At 69.8% G+C, this 17,069-nt stretch carries 19 protein-coding genes; 11 read left to right on the forward strand and 8 right to left on the reverse strand.

Annotated features, from left to right (window positions below; all coding sequences use genetic code 11):
• Positions 1 to 33 precede the first annotated feature (33 nt).
• Both ACTJK8_RS26985 and ACTJK8_RS26990 read left to right on the forward strand, forming a co-directional pair.
• Positions 34 to 291, forward strand: a complete 258-nt coding sequence (locus tag ACTJK8_RS26985; RefSeq protein ID WP_024827420.1) for a hypothetical protein — start codon at positions 34 to 36, stop codon at positions 289 to 291.
• Positions 292 to 383: 92 nt separating this feature from the next.
• Positions 384 to 593 carry a cold-shock protein gene (locus tag ACTJK8_RS26990; protein ID WP_012329983.1) on the forward strand — a complete coding sequence of 70 codons (210 nt, stop codon included), beginning with the start codon at positions 384 to 386 and terminating at the stop codon, positions 591 to 593.
• A 37-nt stretch (positions 594 to 630) separates the two neighbouring features.
• Here the strand turns inward: ACTJK8_RS26990 and ACTJK8_RS26995 are convergent, their stop codons facing one another.
• Positions 631 to 882: a hypothetical protein gene (locus ACTJK8_RS26995; RefSeq protein WP_440762813.1), complete on the reverse strand. Its 252-nt coding sequence runs from the start codon at positions 880 to 882 to the stop codon at positions 631 to 633.
• A gap of 207 nt (positions 883 to 1,089) precedes the next feature.
• Between ACTJK8_RS26995 and ACTJK8_RS27000 the strand changes: the two genes are divergently transcribed.
• Entirely contained in the window at positions 1,090 to 1,710 is a 621-nt protein-coding gene (locus tag ACTJK8_RS27000) for a hypothetical protein (protein WP_409530703.1), read from the forward strand.
• Between the two features lie 390 nt (positions 1,711 to 2,100).
• Entirely contained in the window at positions 2,101 to 2,409 is a 309-nt protein-coding gene (locus tag ACTJK8_RS27005) for a hypothetical protein (RefSeq protein ID WP_440762814.1), read from the forward strand.
• An 18-nt stretch (positions 2,410 to 2,427) separates the two neighbouring features.
• Here ACTJK8_RS27005 and ACTJK8_RS27010 read toward each other — a convergent pair whose 3' ends face one another.
• From ACTJK8_RS27010 to ACTJK8_RS27020, 3 genes are all read right to left on the reverse strand, one after another.
• Positions 2,428 to 2,823, reverse strand: coding sequence for a TIGR02300 family protein (locus ACTJK8_RS27010; protein WP_012329987.1), 396 nt, complete (start codon positions 2,821 to 2,823; stop codon positions 2,428 to 2,430).
• A 390-nt stretch (positions 2,824 to 3,213) separates the two neighbouring features.
• On the reverse strand, positions 3,214 to 3,408 hold the full coding sequence (locus ACTJK8_RS27015; RefSeq protein ID WP_440762815.1) for a hypothetical protein: 195 nt from the start codon (positions 3,406 to 3,408) through the stop codon (positions 3,214 to 3,216).
• A gap of 285 nt (positions 3,409 to 3,693) precedes the next feature.
• Entirely contained in the window at positions 3,694 to 3,882 is a 189-nt protein-coding gene (locus ACTJK8_RS27020; RefSeq protein ID WP_440762816.1) for a hypothetical protein, read from the reverse strand.
• Positions 3,883 to 4,292: 410 nt separating this feature from the next.
• Here ACTJK8_RS27020 and ACTJK8_RS27025 point away from each other — a divergent pair, with 410 nt between their 5' ends.
• Positions 4,293 to 4,676, forward strand: coding sequence for a hypothetical protein (locus ACTJK8_RS27025; protein WP_012329990.1), 384 nt, complete (start codon positions 4,293 to 4,295; stop codon positions 4,674 to 4,676).
• Positions 4,677 to 4,893: 217 nt separating this feature from the next.
• Here ACTJK8_RS27025 and ACTJK8_RS27030 read toward each other — a convergent pair whose 3' ends face one another.
• Positions 4,894 to 5,178, reverse strand: a complete 285-nt coding sequence (locus ACTJK8_RS27030; RefSeq protein ID WP_127993075.1) for a hypothetical protein — start codon at positions 5,176 to 5,178, stop codon at positions 4,894 to 4,896.
• Between the two features lie 297 nt (positions 5,179 to 5,475).
• Between ACTJK8_RS27030 and ACTJK8_RS27035 the strand changes: the two genes are divergently transcribed.
• Together ACTJK8_RS27035 and ACTJK8_RS27040 are read left to right on the forward strand one after the other, a co-directional pair.
• The gene (locus ACTJK8_RS27035; protein WP_440762817.1) at positions 5,476 to 5,742 is read left to right on the forward strand and encodes a hypothetical protein; all 267 of its coding nucleotides are present in this window, start codon (positions 5,476 to 5,478) and stop codon (positions 5,740 to 5,742) included.
• Between the two features lie 295 nt (positions 5,743 to 6,037).
• Entirely contained in the window at positions 6,038 to 6,268 is a 231-nt protein-coding gene (locus tag ACTJK8_RS27040) for a hypothetical protein (protein ID WP_058608122.1), read from the forward strand.
• Here the strand turns inward: ACTJK8_RS27040 and ACTJK8_RS27045 are convergent.
• Positions 6,265 to 6,825, reverse strand: coding sequence for a PAS domain-containing protein (locus ACTJK8_RS27045; RefSeq protein ID WP_058608123.1), 561 nt, complete (start codon positions 6,823 to 6,825; stop codon positions 6,265 to 6,267). The genes ACTJK8_RS27040 and ACTJK8_RS27045 overlap by 4 nt on opposite strands.
• Before the next feature lie 1,440 nt (positions 6,826 to 8,265).
• Between ACTJK8_RS27045 and ACTJK8_RS27050 the strand changes: the two genes are divergently transcribed.
• The 4 genes from ACTJK8_RS27050 to ACTJK8_RS27065 all read left to right on the forward strand — a co-directional run bounded on the left by ACTJK8_RS27050 (position 8,266) and on the right by ACTJK8_RS27065 (position 13,268).
• A complete protein-coding gene (locus tag ACTJK8_RS27050) occupies positions 8,266 to 8,769 on the forward strand; it encodes a DUF2867 domain-containing protein (protein WP_440762824.1) in 504 nt (167 codons plus the stop codon).
• Between the two features lie 695 nt (positions 8,770 to 9,464).
• Positions 9,465 to 10,514 carry an ABC transporter ATP-binding protein gene (locus tag ACTJK8_RS27055; RefSeq protein WP_440762825.1) on the forward strand — a complete coding sequence of 350 codons (1,050 nt, stop codon included), beginning with the start codon at positions 9,465 to 9,467 and terminating at the stop codon, positions 10,512 to 10,514.
• Between the two features lie 83 nt (positions 10,515 to 10,597).
• Positions 10,598 to 11,623 (forward strand): extracellular solute-binding protein, encoded by a 1,026-nt coding sequence (locus ACTJK8_RS27060; protein WP_076728990.1) that lies wholly within the window; start codon positions 10,598 to 10,600, stop codon positions 11,621 to 11,623.
• A gap of 16 nt (positions 11,624 to 11,639) precedes the next feature.
• The gene (locus ACTJK8_RS27065; RefSeq protein ID WP_076728989.1) at positions 11,640 to 13,268 is read left to right on the forward strand and encodes an ABC transporter permease; all 1,629 of its coding nucleotides are present in this window, start codon (positions 11,640 to 11,642) and stop codon (positions 13,266 to 13,268) included.
• Between the two features lie 751 nt (positions 13,269 to 14,019).
• Here ACTJK8_RS27065 and ACTJK8_RS27070 read toward each other — a convergent pair.
• Both ACTJK8_RS27070 and ACTJK8_RS27075 read right to left on the reverse strand, forming a co-directional pair.
• Positions 14,020 to 15,348, reverse strand: coding sequence for an HlyD family type I secretion periplasmic adaptor subunit (locus ACTJK8_RS27070; RefSeq protein ID WP_209651263.1), 1,329 nt, complete (start codon positions 15,346 to 15,348; stop codon positions 14,020 to 14,022).
• Complete coding sequence (locus ACTJK8_RS27075; RefSeq protein WP_440762818.1) at positions 15,345 to 17,069, reverse strand: type I secretion system permease/ATPase; 1,725 nt, start codon at positions 17,067 to 17,069, stop codon at positions 15,345 to 15,347. Before ACTJK8_RS27075 ends, ACTJK8_RS27070 begins: the two co-directional genes overlap by 4 nt.

The following is a 17,069-nucleotide window of genomic DNA, read 5'->3' on the forward strand; positions in this document are numbered from 1 at the left end:
GGGTTTCCAGTTCGAAGAGCGTGCGTGAAGCCCATGACCTACACCGTCGAACGACTCGCGCCCGGCAGCTATGACGTGCTGCTGGACGGCGTCGTGATCGCAGCGCTGGTTCGGGTCGTCTCCGGCACGGAGCCGAGCGATGCGTGGCAGATCGAGTTGCTCGATGAGGTGCCACAGGCAGACCGGCCGGCGCCGTTCACATCACAGGGGCACACCTTCAGATCGCGGGCGGCCGCGCTGGAGTGGCTCGGCACCGGCGAGCGTCCCGGAGATCGGACCCGCGGCTCCTGATCGCGGGTGCCTCTGGAACAGCCGGCCGCGGCGACCCGTTCAGGCGTCACGGCCCGTCACGTGGGCGAGCCGGTGACGACCAGGATACAGCCATGGCTACAGGCACCGTGAAGTGGTTCAACGAGACCAAGGGCTACGGATTCATCCAACCCGACGATGGCGGCAAGGACGTGTTCGTTCACATCTCGGCCGTCGAGCGTGCGGGCCTTCGCTCCCTCAACGAGGGTCAGAAAATCGCCTATGACGTCGAGGCGGACCGCCGCAGCGGCAAGGAGAGCGCCGCCAACCTGAAGGCGGGCTGATCACCGCGCGACGAGTGGCCTGTGCAGGGGCCGCTCGTCACAGATCGGGCTTCGAGCTGAGAGCCGGAGACCGCATCAGGCGCTCGATCTCGCGCTTCGGCCTCCCCGATTTGCGGGCAATCTCCTCTTCCTGCTCGCCGATGAGGACGCGCGCCGGCTCATCGCCGTCGAGGCCACCCAGGATCTCGGCCGGCACGCGTCGATTCGAGGCGCGGCTGCCGTCGGCGTAGGTGACGTCGAACAGCACGAACCCCTGCACCTTCGGCAGAGACTTGGTACGCTTGGCCATGGGAGGTGATACCGGCTTCTCGGACGAGGCGAACGCCGTCGCGGCCCGTGCTCGATGCGAGCGCGGCGCGCGGTCAGGAGCGCGTCTCATAACTCATCCTTCCCGTTTGCCGGAATAATCGAAGCGCCGGCCCATAGAGGGACGCCCGTGACATCGTGGATGCATATCGACACCGGCATCGTTCCCGGCGGCACGCCGTTGCACCTGATGCGGCGGGGCCACGAGTTCTCGATCGTCGCCGACACGATCGAGTTGATGAACAGCACCCGCGGCGCCTCCGAAGAGGCGCTGGCGATTCTCGCCTGCGGCCGTGTGCGCGGCCGGGGTGCGGCGCGCGTGCTGGTCGGCGGTCTCGGAATGGGGTTCACCCTGCGCGCGGCCCTGCGCAACCTCGGGCCCGAGGCGAGCGTCACGGTCGCCGAGCTGGTGCCGACGGTAGCGGCTTGGGCACGCGGACCGCTCGCGGGCGTCTTTGCCGGCTGCCTCGACGACGCGCGCGTCGACCTGCGCGAGGCCGATGTCGACGACCTCATCCAGTCCGGTCCGGCCGCGTGGGACGCGATCCTGCTCGACGTCGACAACGGACCAGAAGGATTCGTGCGCCCGGAGAACGATCGCCTCTATGGCGGCCCCGGCTTGGCGTTGGCGCGGCGGGCGCTGCGACCGGGCGGCGTGCTCGGCGTCTGGTCGGCGACGCCCGACCGCAAGTTCAAGGCGCGCCTCCAGCGCTCGGGTTTCGTCGTCGAGGAGGTTCGGCCCCACGCGAACGGGCACAGCGGCCCGCGGCACGTGGTTTGGATCGCGACGTCCGTCGGCCCAACAGCCTGACCATTCCGCCTCTGCGCCTGAATGAGCGCGCATTGCGGCGCTGACGGCACGGCCTCGGCAGGGGGCCTGCGTCTTCCGCACGCGATCCTTCGCGTCCGCCTGCACCGGTTCGCCGCGGACGGCAGCGACCGCGGCACGGCCCTCATCCGGGTCCGAGACGACGCGGAGGCACGGGATCGGGCCGACAGCCTGGCCGAAGGGTTGCTGGCCGAGCTGTGGTCAGGGGATCGGCTTCTGGATCACCTCGCACCGGCCGGCCACCCCGTCGCAGATCGCATCCGTCCAACCCGCGATGGCCCTCGAGCCCGCGGACGCGCTGGCCTGCCGGCGATGAGGGCAAGATCCTGTTACATTATTGCATGCCCTCGCGAGAGGTGCGATACGCCGCGGATGTCAGTCGAGGCCACGCTCTGGGATCTGGTGACCGCCGAGCGTATCGCCATTGAAGATGTCGGCGCCGCAATCGACGCCTATCTGGCCGAACCGACCACCCAGGATCACTCGATCGGTCCAGACCACATGCTCGATCTTGCGGCGGCTGTCGCGGCCCACCCCTCCGCGCCCGCGATCGTGGTTGACGCCGAGGCCAACGAGCCGTCGCGCCGCATGGCGGTACGGGCGGCCCTGCTCATGAGCCGCCCCACCACCCGCTCGAACAGCGACGAAGACCGCACCGACGATCAGCTGTCCACCCAATGACCGGCGGCGCAAGCGCGGCTATTGATCGTCATCGTCATCGTTGACTTCGACGAGATCGCTGGTGTCGTCATCGTCCTCATCGACGACGAGGTTGTCATCGTCGACTTGCTCACCGTCGTCTTCGATATCGAGAGCGTCATCGTCTTCAGCATTGCTGTCCGTGTCTTTCTCGGCCTCTTCAGCCTCGACCTCGTCCAGCGATACGAGCTCGGGGCCCTCCGTCTCATCCTCTTCGTCGCTCGGCGCCTCTTTGCGGGCGACAACGGGAGCGCTCCCCCGCGAGTACGATGTCGCCGCAGCGATCGGCACGACCTCGCCTGAATAGGGCGAGATCACAGGATTCTTGCCGAGGTCGTAGAACTTCCTACCCGTCGTCGGGCAAACACGCTTCGTACCGAGGTCCGGACGCGCCACTGCAACTCTCCCTGAGGGCCATGAGACGCTGGATCGCCAGCGCGCATGCGGTTACGTCTACCACAGTCAGCGGCCCACCGCCCGGCATCTTCACGCCGGCCGAGGCGTGTCTGAGCGTCGGAGGCGTCGAGCCGCGCTGGATCGACTCACCGGCTCCGGATGGCGGCGCCGCGCGCCTCGACCATGTCGCGCGTTCGCGGGGCAGCCGACCTGCGACGGGCCGTGGGGAAGCGCTGGGCGGGGCCGTATTCCGCAGGTGCCGAGAACGGTCGCCCGACCGCGAGGGGACGGGCGGTGCTCGGTCGCGTCTCGACAGTTCAGCCGTGCCTCATCGAGGGTGGACGGGCGCTGCCCGCCGCCCACCTTCACTTCGCGGAGCAGGCAGCATCGTCAGGCCGAACGCCGAGGTGCGATCTGAGCCCTGGCCCACGCGGCCCGTCCCCTCTGGGCAGCAGCCATCTCGGCGAAGGCCCTGGCGGCGCCCGTCGCTTCCATGGCCCGCATCTTCTCGGCCAGGATCGCCGCCTTCATCGCTTCGGTCTCGGCCACGATCGCTTGGGCAACGAACGGATGAGTCAGGGGCATCGGCTTCCTTCGGGCTCGGCCGGCCCGGAGGTCTGCGCGCAGATGGTTAATGAGACGTTGATCGACCCCGGTTGCAGGACCGCCTGCCGGAACAGGCCCACGGGGTTGCCCGGACAGGTCCCGGAGCAAGACATGATGACGGGCGGCCTTCTGTGGTTCTCGGTGGGCCGATCCCTGTCCTGATCTGGTTCTTCTCCCTGCGCGACCGGTAACGCGCAGCATCGTACGCAGAAGCCCGCGCCGGAGGACCGGGCGGGCTTGCTAGGATCCGCTCAGCGGAGAGTGTCAGAAGCCGCCGCGGCGCCCGTAGCCGTAACCATGGCCGGGCCCATATCCGCGGCCGTAGCCGCGACCATACCCGCGCCCATAGCCGTAGCCGCGCCCACGGAAGTGCGGGCCACCGTAGCCCCGGCGACCGTAACCGAAGTGCCGTCCGAAGCGCGGGCCGCCGTAGCCGTACTGGACGTCTCGCATCGCGGAACCGGCCTCCGGAACGGCTCCGATGCCGATCTGGGCCGCAGATGCCGGGGCGGGGGCGAGAAACATGCTGGCTGCGAACAACCCAGCCGTCAGTGCGGGTACTTTGAACAAGGGCTCTCTCCTGGCCACGGCCGCGAGCCTGCGGCAGTCGCTTCAGGCCAACCGGACGGGCGCAGTCACTGTTCCGTATCGCCCGTCCGCCTTCGCCATCCGACGCCCGTGGTTCAGCACGATGTCGCGGACGCGGTGAGCCGGCGGCCAAGCCGTCCGCCACCCAGGCAGAGCATCATCCGAATAGGGGTAGTGTTCTGCAGCACATCGCGACGTGATGTAAGGTACTCAAACAGGTCTCGCACCATCATCGCCGATGGGACTGTGCGGCGAGGTGCTGGAGGGTCTCCACCATGTTGACTCGCACCGTCGTCAGCCTCGCCGCCCCCGCCCTCCTCGCCACCGCGTGGGCCGCTCCGTCCTCGGCACAGCCAGCCGCGAACGGCGGGCCGAAGTTTCTCATCCACGGCAACTACTGCGGCCCCGGCAACAACGCTCCTCTGCCGCCTGTCGACGCCCTGGACGCCGCTTGCGCCCGTCACGACGCCTGCACGCCGGATGTCGGCCTCCCGACAAAGGCCTGCAACCTTCGGCTGGAACGGGAAGCCGCCGCGGTCGCTCGAGACCCGCGACAACCGGACGATGTACGTTCCCTGGCCGGCTTCGTTGCCTCGTTCGCGGCGTCGAACGCGTCCCGCCCGGCGCCGACAATGCTCCCCGCGAAGCTGGCTCGCTGAGAAGCCGACGTGTCGGCCTCCTCGCCCGTGCGATCGTCAGGCCCCGGCCCGGATCAGATCCCGTGAGAGTGCCGGAAGCTGAGGTCCCTTCCACCTGCGCCCTCTGCCGCCCACGGTCCTGCACGTTGCCGCAGAGCAGGGATCCGGTGGCGGAGACGTCGCACGTGGCAGCCCGCCGCGGCGGCCTGAGCGCGCTGAGATACGCGCGCGTGAGAGCCTACCGTCCGCTGGGCGCGGCGTAGCTGCCGGTGACCCCGTTGCCCCGGCTGCTGCCGCCCGGAGCGCCGGGCGTCTTGTTCCGGACGAAGCTCGCACCGGGATAGCGCCGCTGGATCCGCGACATCGAATGGCGCCGCACGTGATGGCGCCTCATCCGAACGTCGGTGAGCATGTCGGACGGCGACGAGATGCCGGCCACGGGACCGGCTGGCACGGCCGAGGCGGGGACGGCCAGGACGCCGAGGCTCACACCCGCGAGCGCGGCAAGAACTGGAATACGCATGGAGATCCTCCGTGCCTCGGCGAAGTTGGATCGCGTCGGCTTTCAGGCAAAACCTGAAGCACGCGTCTGGTTCAACGATCGGGCGCTGTGAGCGCGATCTGTCGCCCGGTCTCGAAGCCGCGGCGGAGGCAGCCTGCTCGCGCGCGGTCACAGCAGCGCCTCCGCCCCGATTAATCCCGGACGCTGCGTGCGCAGCGGCACGCCGCCACGGGACAGCCGTCCCCATTTCGGTATCACGCAAGAGAGAGCAGACCGAACATCTCGGACTGTACTGCGCAAAGGAGCAAGGATCAGTTCATGAAGACCCGCATCGCCGCTGCCGTCACTGCCCTCGCACTCACCGCAGCACCGATCTCGTCCGCGATGTCCTACGACCGTCCCGCCTGGACGGGCTACGCGCCCTACAATGTGGAAACTACGGGCTCGTTCGACGCCCCGTTCGGCAGCCGCTTCGACCGCGACCCCTCGACTTGTCCGCAGAGCTCGGCTGCCGAGGGCAATGCCAACCAGCAGAACTTCCCAGTCAAGCAGTACGGCCAGACCGCGGGCGGCAACCGCTGCTGAGCGCCGGGCGTCATGATGCGCAAGGCCATATGCGCAAGGCCATGTCCTGCGCGATGATCGGCGCCCTCGCTGGCGGTCCCGCGGTGACGGTCACGGGCTCGGCTGGGGTGCTCCGCCCGACGTGTCGCAACCGATCACGCGCAGGCGCATTATCACAGCGGCGCGCCCGCACAGGTTGCAGGCGCCGGATACCGGGCGGTGTCCATCCACATACCTTGGGCAGGTTCGGGTGTTCGTTTCGCTTCCTCCAGCGGTCGCGTACCTGCGACCGTTTACCTGGGGCCGGAGCGCAGCAATGACCGAAGAACGAACCACAAGCGGCAGCATCCTGCGGCGCATCGCTGCAGCGCTCGGGGACGACGTCGCGATCTTCCGGGACAGGCCCGCAAGCGTCAGAGCGGCGGAAGAAGCGCTCGCGCTTTTGACCGCCTTCGAGCGCGTCGTCGATCGCGATGATCGCCGCTCCTGTATTGACTTCGTAAGTTCTGTCGCCGCCCAGCAGGATAGGCATCGAGGAAACTGTTAATTCAGTTGGCGTGCGGTTCGCTTCATCTGGCCGGCCAGAAGCTTTCCGAACTCCAAGAGCGTCGCGTCGATCAGCGTGCGCAGGAGAGGCGAACCGACTTCTGCAACCAGCGGGCGGACCGCGATCAACGCGTCGACGACCCGATCGATCGCTCGAAGCCGCTGGGCTGAAGCGGTCAGGTCGTCCTGGCCGCCATCCCCGAGATCCAGGACGACGCCGAGGCAGCGTTGCCCCTGGCCGCGCGCGTCAACCTCGACCCGGCCTCGTGCAGCGACGCGACGCACGCCACCGGGACCATCGTTGGTCTGGAACTCGGCTTCGAAGCGCCCTGCCGTGTGGTGTGCCTCGTGCACCAAATACGCGACCCGCTCGCGATCGTCGGGATGAACGCCTTCCAGAAACGCCGTCACCGGGACGCCCGCCGCGGCACGCTGCTCGTCGAGGCCGAGCAGGTTGGGCAGAGCCCCCGTCATCGCAACGGTCTGTGTGGCGAGGTCCGTTTCCCAGAAGCCGACATAGCCGGAGGCGGCCAAGGCAGATTGCAGGGACGGCGTCACGGGCGATCTCCCCGGTTGTTCTCGTTCAAGCAACGCAACTTGAGGGTTCAACGAGCCGCGATCTCCATCCGTTCCCCCCGGCACAGTCGCGCAGAAGCGGGATGAGGTCATGGTCGCGATAGACGTCTTCACGATCGCCCCGACAGTGCCGTTGCTCGCGGGATTGCGACCGCTATCGTCAATCCCGCCCGTCGATCACAAGCATCAATGTCGTCACTTGCAGGCCTGAAGCCGCGCCATGAGGACATCGATCTCGATCACAGGCTCCGTCGACACGCTCTTCACGGATTTTACGCGACGTCTCTACCCGGAGCGGATGCCAGTTCTCCGAGACCTGTACCTCGGCGGATCGGCCGCGCCAGACGAATGGCGGGGTGCGAGCGGGTCGGCTTCCTGGCGGTGCCGGACCGCGAGCCCAACCGCAGGACTGCACCGCGCTCGGCCGCATCCATGCCGGCACGATGATCCGCGCGCCGACCGAGATTGTCCGGGAAGGGCTGGCCGACATGCGCTGCGTCATCGCGGCGGCAGATCCCGGGAGAGCATCTCGGCTCTCCGCCGGCCGGAGGCGAGCTTTCGGGCAGCTCCCACCGACGCTTCTGTAGAGAGGTTGGGTCGGACGCAGGATGGTCGCTCTGGGTGGTTACGCGACGGTCCGCTTGCGCGCGACAATTTCGGGGCGGCGGATGTCGTCGCCACGCCTGTCCCGACCCGAAGCAGGCCCTCCCGACGTCCGCCTCGCGTCGTTCCGACGTGTCGGCCTGCTACGACCGGTTCGATCGAGAACGTCGCTTTGCGAGGTCTCACGGCACAGCCGGACCCGACCGATGGCGTTGGCTCGCCGCGTCGATGCCCACGATGAGCCGGCATCAGGTTCGATGCCGGAATCACGGCGCGCTGGATCGAACAGCGACCGGGCGACGTTCCTCACCGCCTAGACTGGCCAAACAGGAGGAACGGTCATGCGTATTCGCCATCTGCTGCCGCTCGTCGGCTTGCTCACGCTCACGGCCTGCAAAGACGAGAAGAAGGCCGAGGCCCCCCCGCCTCCGCCACCTCCTGCCAGCACGGCGCCGGCAAACCCTGCGCCTCCGGCAACGACGACGAACCCGGCTCCGGCCAACAAGCCGTAGCCAACGAGCCTTGAAGGTGGCGGGCCCCGTCGCGTAGTCTCGAAAGACGGGCCCGGCCCTTCGCAACCGGGCTGAGGGCGCGGCTCTGTTCATGAAACGCGCACCCACACCGGACCGCTTGGATCGACTGCTCCGGGTGGGACGCTGCCCGTTCGCTTCTGGGCGCCAGAGGCCAGAAGCGGACGGGTCGGAGTCAACTTTGCCGTCGCGCTGCGCCGCTGTCAGCGCCGCTCGTTGCGCCGTCTCGCCGGCGATGGGCGCGTCAGGACACGGGCCAGCTGAGCGCTTGTCCCACGTTCGCACGATGATGTCGCCGGCCGAGTGCGCGGTGGCCTCTCGGTATCCGGGCGCGGATCTCGTGGACGCCTTCGCGGTGACGCTGCCCGGGCCGGGGCCGCATGACCTGTCAAGGCTGGCTCAAGAAGCGCTCTCGAACCCGGCCCCCTGGATCACGGCAGCCATGGCACTGCGCGACGCGGCTGTGCGCCTCTTCGGGGTTCGGACGTCGGGGGCGATGAGGGCCCGCCTCAAGGCCGACGGCCGGGACCGGATCGACTTCTTTCCGGTACTCTCTCGGTCTGAGCGCGAGATCGTCCTGGGAGAGGACGACCGCCACCTCGATTTTCGCCTGTCGCTTCTTCTCAGCGAGCGCCCGGACGGGCGGGAGGACCTCGTCGCCACCACGGTCGTCCGCTGCCGTAACCGCCTCGGACACGCCTATCTCGCGGCCATCATGCCCGGGCACATCCTCGTTGTCCGCTCCGCGCTGAGAAGGGCTGCGGCATGCCAGGCCGGCCGGATGGCTGTTTGACGGACATCGCAGCCCATCGGCACCGCCAGGGCCGCTCCTGAGTGTGCGGGGCGGCGGATCCCGATCCCACCGCGAGCTGCTGAACCGCTCTCCACCCCGCCCGGCCGTTTCCAGGACCTCCGCGCGGGCTCGGCACGGCTTTCGCGATATTCGAATCCTATCGGGATCGCGCGGCGCCCTACCCTGCCCTGCCCTGCGTCGATGCCACGCGTCGCGGCGTCGACGATGGCTGGCCCGGTCTGGGTGGGCCGAAGCCCCTCCTGATCGGAGGCTCTGTTCCGGCTCAGGCCGTGAACCCCCGCCAGCCCCGGTGCCGAGAGGCCGGTCGCGTTCTCGATCCATCATCGTTCTCGAGAACGAGTCCGTCGGCCCACGATGACAGCGATCGGCGTCCCGCACCCCGGAAGCCGTCGGCTCGACCTCCACCCGACGGCGACGCCCGGCGGCGCATCGGCGCCGGTCGAAGCTTGCCGGAAGGGGCTCATCCGCTCCGGAGACGTTGTCCGGAGAGGTGGTCGCAGGCGGTTCGTCAGCCCGAGCTGAGCGCCATGACCACTGCTGGATGAGAAGGACGGTGTCGGCCGTTCTCCTGCAAGGCCCGCCTCCGGGATTGCCCATCCTTGTTTCGACGACGCACGGTTCCGACGCCCGACGCTGCCTCCCGTCCCGCCGCCTCGCGGCTGGTGGTCTCGGGCGTGAGCCGGCGCTTCGGCCGGACGCTCGCCCTGGACCGCGTCTCGCTGACCCTCGAGCCGGGCGAGATCGTGGCGGTGCTCGGCGCCTCCGGCTGCGGGAAGAGCACGCTGCTGCGGCTCATCGCCGGCCTGGACGCGCCGGACGCGGGCGAGATCGCCATCGGCGGCCGGCGCGTCGCCGGCCGCGGCCGCAACGAGGCGCCCGCGACCCGCGGCGTCGGGCTCATGTTCCAGGACTACGCGCTGTTTCCCCATCTCACCGTGCTCGCCAATGTTCGCTTCGGCCTCGCCCATCTCGGTGGCGCGGAGGCGGAGCGCGTCGCCCGCGAGCGGCTCGAGCAGGTGGGCTTGGCGCACCGGGCCGACAGCTATCCAGGCACCCTGTCGGGCGGCGAGGCGCAGCGGGTGGCGCTCGCCCGCGCCCTGGCACCGCGCCCGCGGGTCCTGCTCCTCGACGAGCCGTTCTCGAACCTCGATGCCGGCAACCGCGATCGCGTTCGCGCCGACACCCTCGCCGTCCTGCGCCGGGACCGGACCGGCGCGCTCCTCGTGACCCACGACGCTGCGGAGGCCGTGGCCTTCGCGAACCGCATCGTCCTGATCCACCGCGGCCGGATCGTCCAATCCGGCACGCCCGAGGCGATCTACGGCGCGCCGGAGACGCCCTTCGCCGCCAGGGCGCTCGGCGAGATCATCGAGATTCCGGGCCGGGCGGCGGCCGACCGCATCGCGACGCCGCTCGGTCCGCTGCCCCGGCCTGCCGCCCTGCCGGACGGGGATGTGACGGTGTGCCTTCGCCCGGAGGCGATCCGTCTGGAGGCCTCGCGCGGACCGGCAGGGAACGGGGTGCGCGCCTCCGTCCTCGGCCGCACCTTCGCGGGACCGCGCCTGCGCCTGGATCTCGCGGTGGCCGGACTCGACGCGCCGCTGCGCCTGCACCTCCCGCCGGCGGCCGTTCCCGGAGACGAGGTCGGCATTCACCTTCTGCCGGAACAGGCTCACATCTTTCCTGCGGGAGGCGCCAGCGAAGACGAGCCTGCGCTGAATTAGAATATTTAAAAACAAAACTTTCTTGCGATACAATGATTACACGTATACCGCCCTACGCATCGTTTGATGAAGGGGGTTTTGCCGTGTCGTCTCTCTCCGGAAAGTTCGCCTGGTCTGGCCTCGTCCTTTCGCTCGGCCTCGGCGTGACTGCCCACGCGGCGGAGGTGAACCTCTACACGACGCGGGAACCGGGCCTGATCCGCCCCCTGCTCGAAGCCTACACCGCCAAGAGCGGCGTCAAGGTCAACACCGTCTTCGTGGAGAAGGGCCTCGCCGAGCGCGTCGCCGCCGAGGGTGCCCGCTCCTCCGCCGACATCCTCATGACGGTCGATATCGGCAACCTGATCGAACTCGTGGACCGCGATCTCGCCCAGCCGGTGCGCTCGCCCGCGCTGGAGGCGGCGGTGCCTGCGCCCCTGCGCGACGCCGAAGGTCGGTGGTTCGCCCTCTCGATGCGCGCCCGCGTGCTTTACGCCGACGAGACTCTCTCGGGCCTCACCGCCGCGACCTACGAGTCCCTCGCCGATCCGCAGTGGACGGGAAAGGTGTGCCTGCGCTCGGGACAGCACCCCTACAACACCGCCCTGATCTCGGCCTTCCTCGTCCGCCACGGCGCGGAGAAGACCGAAGCGTGGCTGCGCGGGCTGAAGGCCAATCTCGCCCGGAAGGCGGCGGGCGGTGACCGCGACGTGGCCCGGGACATCGCCGCCGACCTCTGCGAGGTCGGTCTCGGGAATTCCTACTATGTCGGGCTGATGCGCTCGGGGCGCGGCGGGCCGGAGCAGCAGAAATGGGGCAAGGCGATCAAGGTCGTGCTCCCGACCTTCGAGGGCGGCGGGACCCATGTGAACGTCTCGGGCGCCGTCGTCGCCAAGGCGGCGCCAAACCGTGAGGAGGCGGTGAAGCTCCTCGAATATCTCGTCTCCGACGAGGCGCAGGCGGTCTACGCCAACGCCGACTACGAGTATCCCGTGAAGGCCGGCGCCGCGATCGACCCGCTGCTCGCGAGCCTCGGCACCCTGACGATCGATCAGACGCCGCTGCTGGAGATCGCCCGCAACCGCAAGGCGGCGAGCCTGCTCGTCGACAAGGTCGGTTTCGACAACTGAGCCCGTGCGGACGAGGATGGCGGCGACGCGCGGTCTCGGCTGGGCGGGCGCGGCGGCGCTGGCGGCGTTGCTGCTCTCGCCGGTCATCTCCCTAGGGATCGCGGCCCTCGGTGGCGGCAGCGAACTCTGGCCGCATCTGGCCGCCTACGTGTTGCCGCAGGCGATCCGGGACACCGCCCTCCTGCTGGCGGGCGTCGGCCTCCTAGTGATCGGGCTCGGGACCGGGGCCGCGTGGCTGGTCTCGGCCTTCGACTTTCCTGGCCGCCGCGTCCTAGAAGGCGCGCTGCTTCTGCCGCTGGCGATGCCGACCTATGTCGTGGCCTACGCCTATCTCGACCTGTCGCATCCCCTCGGGCCGCTTCAGGCCGGGCTGCGGAGCCTGCTCGGCCTGTCGAGCCCCCGCGACCTGCCCCTGCCGGACCTGCGCTCGCTACCGGGCTGCATCCTGCTCCTCGGCTTCGTCCTGTACCCGTACGTCTACCTGCCGACGCGGGCGCTGTTCCTGATGCAGGCGGGCACGTTGCTGGAGGCCGCGCGGGTGCTCGGCGCCGGGCCGTTCCGCAGCTTCCTGCGGGTCGCCCTCCCGCTTGCCCGCCCGGCGGTGGCGCTCGGCACCGGCCTCGCCCTGATGGAGGCGCTGAACGATGTCGGTGCTGCCGAGTTCCTGGGCGTGCGCACCTTGACCGTACAGGTCTACGCGACTTGGGTGAACCGCTCCGATCTACCCGGCGCGGCGCAGATCGCGCTGGTGATGCTCGCCTGCGTCGTCGCCCTCGTCGGCCTGGAGCGGCTGGCCCGGGGCGGGCGCGGCTATGCCGGCAGCGCCCGCCGGAACGCGGCGGTCACGCGGCGTCGGCTCTCCGGCTGGCGCGCCGGAACCGCCGTGGCTCTCGGCGCGACGCCGGTCGTCCTCGGCTTTCTGCTGCCTGCGGGCCACCTCGCCTGCGAGGCATGGCGGCGGGTCGCGGGCGGGGGGTGGCCCGACACGCTGGCGGTCCAGACCGGCAACACGATCCTCTACGCGAGCCTCGCGACGGGGGTGACGGTGGTGGTCGGCCTGCTGGTGGCGGCGGCGCCGTTCCTGTTGAGCGCCCGCGCCGGGCGCGCGCTGATTCGCGCGGCGGGGCTCGGCTATGCCATGCCCGGCACCGTGCTGGCGGTGGGGTTGCTCGGCCCCCTGGCGCTGATCGATTCCGGGTTGCTCGAGGCGGGCTTCGCCACCGTCTCGGTGGGGCTCGGGACGGGCGCAGCCCTGGTCATCGCCTACGCTCTGCGCTTCCTGACCGTGACGGTGGGCGCCAGCGAGGCCGGCCTGGCGCGGATCCCGCACACCATATCGGACGCGGCCCGGGTCCTGGGGCGCGGGCGGCTCGCCACGCTCGCCACCGTGCAGATCCCGCTGGCCTGGCCCGCGATGCTGAGCGGCGGGCTGCTGGCGTTCGTCGACATCGCCAAGGAGCTGCCGGTGACGCTGCTCCTGCGCCCTCTCAACGTCGAGACATTGAGCACGTATCTCTACGGCGAGGCGGCGCGCGGCACGTACGAGGATGGCGCCGTCGCCGCAGTTCTCATCGTGATGATCGGTCTCGTGCCGGTCACGCTGCTCCTGAGGATCGACCAGAACGCGGTGTGGCGACGGAGATAGGTCGTCTCCAGCGGACCGGCGGCGCGTGATCGGGGCGACCATCCACGGCTTCATGCTCGCGAGACCGTCCCGGCAACGCGCTGGACGCGGGGCGCATGGCGCGCGGGCAGGCCAGGGTCGAGGCGATGGTCACCTTCGCGACGGCCGCCTCCGCCTCGGTGCGGCGGCCGGTGTCCCAACGACGGCCGTCGCCGGTGCGGCACCCGTTCCGACGCCTCGAACCGTCGCCGCCGTCGGATCAGGACGTCCGCAGCAGCCTGCCCAATCCTTGCCGCACGGTGAGGCAGGGCGGTCCGGTCGTGGCGTTCGAGGAGGGCTGCGGGCGCTCAGCCGGGCGCGGGCCCTGCTCAGCCATGCGGGGGGTGATACCGTCGAGGTCGGAGCGCTGATCAGGGCTGAGGTGGCGGCGCACGCGAGCGGAGCCCGGGACCGACCGACGATTGCTGGACCGCGAGTCTCTCGGAAGGCGCGGCAGATCCAGAGCTTCGCCCCGGCCCTGCACGAGCTGACCACCGATGCGGTGGAGTCCGGTGCGCTGACGGTCGAGACCGGCCGGCTCGACGCGACCTGGGAGTCGTCCTCGACCGGCGCGGATGCCGGCGACGGGCCTGGGGCTGGATCGAGAGCGGTGTCGCCATCAATCCGGAGGCGACGACGCGCCGGGGCTACGGCACGGAGTTGATCCTGGAGGGCGTGGCGCGAGCCTTCGACCGGATCGACGACACGCGTTTCGCGGGGGAGTCGGAGAGCCTCATTTCTCACGAAAAGCGCGTCGGGCCTGATCGACGAGCGGCTTCGTGAGGTAGGAGAGAACGGTTCGGTCGGCAGTTCGGATGAAGGCCTCCACCGGCATGCCGGGCATCAACTTGGCCCCATCCAGCCGATTCAACTCCTCCTTCGTCACGCCCAGGCGAACAAGATAGTAGAAGCTGCCGGTCCGCTTGTCTTCGCTCACGTCCGCGGCGATCCGGACGACCCGGCCGTTCAGTTCCGGCGTTGTGCGCTGGTCGAAGCTCGGGAAGCGAAGTCCGGCGGCTTGGCCGGTCTGCAGCCGATCGATGTCTTGCGGCGCGACCCGAACCTCCGCGACGAGCGAGTCCGCATTCGGCACGATCAGCATGATCTGCTCGCCCGGGGAGATCACGCCGCCACGGGTGTGGACCGCGAGTTCGTGCACGTAGCCGGTCTGCGGCGCGCGGATCTCGATGCGCTGCAGCTGGTCGAAGGCCGTGATCCTCTGCTCGGTCAGCGTCGCGGCCTTCGCGCGGTTCTCGGCCAGTTCTTTGGCGACGTCGCTGCGCAGATTCTGCTCCAGCTGGATGATCTGAAGCTCGGTCTCCGAGACCTTGCCCTTGGTCTGCGCGATGTTCGCGACGAGGACGCCGCGTTCACCCTTCAGGCGGGACATGTCGCGCTGGAGGCTCGTGAGCCGGGTCAGCTGGATGAGGTTCTTCTTCCAGAGATCCTCGACGCCCTCGTATTCCCGCCCGATGATCGCGGTCTCCTGCTCCTTGGCGGCGGCCTGCTCGGCCAGACCTTTGATCTCCTCGTTCAGCTGACCGATCCGCTCGCGAAGCTGCGCCTTCTGGCCCTGGAGCGCGTCCCGTCGGAAGCGGAACAGCTTGCGCTCGCCGTCGACGATCCGGGCCACTTCCGGTCCGGCTCCCTCGAGCTCGGGGGCGATGGCGAGGCTGTCGCGGCCGTCGCGTTCCGCCTCCAGTCGGGCGTTGCGCGCCGCGATCTCCCACAGGCTCTTGGTGACGCTGTCGTAGGTGGCCCGGGCGGTGGTCGCGTCCAGGCGCACCAGCAGGTCGCCCGCCTGGACGCGCGCACCCTCCTGGATCGGCAGTTCGGCGACGACGCCGCCGGTCGGATGCTGGACCTTCTTGATGTTGCTCTCGACGACCAGCGACCCCGTGGCGATGATGGCGCCGGACAACTCGGTCGCCGCCGTCCAGGCTGCCGCGCCCGTGGCGACCACGATCACGGCGGCGACGCCGGCGACGTGCCGCCGCAAGGAGCGCCGCGTCTCGCGGGTCGGATCCGCCCCCGGCCCGATGGGCGTGTGACCCGTCGTCATGCAACCCTCGTGGGCGTCCGTCGCGTCAGGGCATTGAGCTTCGACAGAACGTCGTCGCGCGGACCGTGCAGCTGCACGCGCCCCTCCCCCAGGACCAGGATGCGATCGACCGCCGCCAGGGCACTGGGCCGGTGGGCGATCACCACCACGATGCCGCCGCGGGCGCGCACGCCCTGCACGGCGGCCGACAGGGCGCGGTCGCCGTCGACGTCGAGATTCGAGTTCGGCTCATCGAGGACCACGAGGAAGGGATCGCCGTAGAGCGCCCGCGCGAGCGCGATCCGCTGCCGCTGACCGCCGGAGAGGCCCAGGCCGCCGGAACCGACGCGGGCATCGTAGCCGCCCGGCAGGCGGAGGACGACCTCGTGCACGCCGGCGGCCTGGGCGGCCGCGAGCAGGGCCTCGGGGTTGGGCTCGGGATCGAAGCGCGTGATGTTCTCGGCGATCGTGCCGTCGAACATCTCGATGTCCTGCGGCAGGTAGCCGACCGCGCGCCCGAGGGCATCGGGGTCCCACTGATCGATCAACGCGCCGTCGAGGCGGATCACGCCGCGACTCGGGCGCGCCAGTCCGACGAGGGCACGGGCGAAGGTGGACTTGCCGGAGCCGCTGGCCCCGATCACGCCGAGGGCGCTGCCGGGGGCGAGGGCGACGTTGACGTCGTGGAGCACCAGGGTGTCGGTTCCGGGCGCCGCGATCGACAGGGCCGTCACGCGGACGCTCTCCCGCGGCGCCGGGAGCGGCGTGAGGGCGGCGGGCTCCCGCCGGGGCAGGAACGCGACGAGGCGGCCCCAGGCCTGTCGGGCGCCCGAGAACGACTTCCAGTTGGCGATCGCCAGGTCGACCGGCGCGAGGGCGCGGGCGGACAGGATCGTGGCGGCCAGCATCACGCCGGCCGTCGCCTCCTCGCGCACCACCAGGAAGGCTCCCAGACCGAGGATGCTGGATTGCAGCACCGTGCGCAGCAGGCGTGCCGTCGTGCCGAAGCCGATGGCCAGATCGTTCCCGTACGCCGCGACGTCGAGGTTCCGTCGGGCCCGGACCTGCCAGAGTTCCGCCATGCGGGACCGCATCCCGAGGGCCGAGAGCAGCGGTGCCGTCCGGTGCGCCATGTCGGTGAAGGACCGGCGCTCACCGGCCGTCCGGACGGCTTCCTGAGTGGAGGCGGACGAGGCCCAATCCGTGAGGACCGTCAGCACGCACAGGAACAGGGCGCCCCCGGCCACCGCCGCGCCGAGCCAGGGATGGAACAGGAAGCAGACCGCGACGTAGAGCGGCACCCAGGGCAGGTCGAAGAAGGCGCTGACCGCCATGCTCGACACGAAGCCGCGGACGGTATCGAGATCGCGCAGGGCCTGGGGTCCGTCGTCGCCGCGCGGCATCTCGGCGCCGCGGGCCAGCAGGGCCCGGAAGATCCGCGGCCCCAGGCGCTCGTCGACGAGGCGACCGAAGCGCGCCAGAATGCGGGCCCGGAAGATCTCGAAGATGCTCTGGATCACGAGCAGCATCAGCGTGATGCCGGCGAGACCGACGAGCGTCGCGATGCTCCGGCTCGGCAGCACCCGGTCGTAGACCTGCAGCATGAAGATCGGGGCCGTGAGCATCAGCAGGTTGATGAAACCGCTGATGATCATCACGGTGATCAGGCACGTGCGTCCGGCCCGAACCGCGGACCAGAACTCCCGGCGCCTCGCGACACGCAACACGCGTTCGTCGGTCAC

Source organism: Methylobacterium sp. 22177 (assembly GCF_052045615.1).
Classification (GTDB): domain Bacteria; phylum Pseudomonadota; class Alphaproteobacteria; order Rhizobiales; family Beijerinckiaceae; genus Methylobacterium; species Methylobacterium radiotolerans.

What these genes read in the sequence shown, in the direction of transcription:
- ACTJK8_RS26985 (WP_024827420.1), top strand. Translation starts at nt 34, where the DNA reads ATGACCTACACCGTCGAACGACTCGCGCCCGGCAGCTATGACGTGCTG.
- ACTJK8_RS27050 (WP_440762824.1), top strand. Translation starts at nt 8,266, where the DNA reads ATGTCGCCGGCCGAGTGCGCGGTGGCCTCTCGGTATCCGGGCGCGGAT.
- ACTJK8_RS27015 (WP_440762815.1), bottom strand. Translation starts at nt 3,408, where the DNA reads ATGCCCCTGACTCATCCGTTCGTTGCCCAAGCGATCGTGGCCGAGACC.
- ACTJK8_RS27030 (WP_127993075.1), bottom strand. Translation starts at nt 5,178, where the DNA reads ATGCGTATTCCAGTTCTTGCCGCGCTCGCGGGTGTGAGCCTCGGCGTC.
- ACTJK8_RS26995 (WP_440762813.1), bottom strand. Translation starts at nt 882, where the DNA reads ATGGCCAAGCGTACCAAGTCTCTGCCGAAGGTGCAGGGGTTCGTGCTG.
- ACTJK8_RS27070 (WP_209651263.1), bottom strand. Translation starts at nt 15,348, where the DNA reads ATGACGACGGGTCACACGCCCATCGGGCCGGGGGCGGATCCGACCCGC.
- ACTJK8_RS27025 (WP_012329990.1), top strand. Translation starts at nt 4,293, where the DNA reads ATGTTGACTCGCACCGTCGTCAGCCTCGCCGCCCCCGCCCTCCTCGCC.
- ACTJK8_RS27040 (WP_058608122.1), top strand. Translation starts at nt 6,038, where the DNA reads ATGACCGAAGAACGAACCACAAGCGGCAGCATCCTGCGGCGCATCGCT.
- ACTJK8_RS27035 (WP_440762817.1), top strand. Translation starts at nt 5,476, where the DNA reads ATGAAGACCCGCATCGCCGCTGCCGTCACTGCCCTCGCACTCACCGCA.
- ACTJK8_RS26990 (WP_012329983.1), top strand. Translation starts at nt 384, where the DNA reads ATGGCTACAGGCACCGTGAAGTGGTTCAACGAGACCAAGGGCTACGGA.
- ACTJK8_RS27065 (WP_076728989.1), top strand. Translation starts at nt 11,640, where the DNA reads ATGGCGGCGACGCGCGGTCTCGGCTGGGCGGGCGCGGCGGCGCTGGCG.
- ACTJK8_RS27000 (WP_409530703.1), top strand. Translation starts at nt 1,090, where the DNA reads ATGCGGCGGGGCCACGAGTTCTCGATCGTCGCCGACACGATCGAGTTG.
- ACTJK8_RS27005 (WP_440762814.1), top strand. Translation starts at nt 2,101, where the DNA reads ATGTCAGTCGAGGCCACGCTCTGGGATCTGGTGACCGCCGAGCGTATC.
- ACTJK8_RS27020 (WP_440762816.1), bottom strand. Translation starts at nt 3,882, where the DNA reads ATGCGAGACGTCCAGTACGGCTACGGCGGCCCGCGCTTCGGACGGCAC.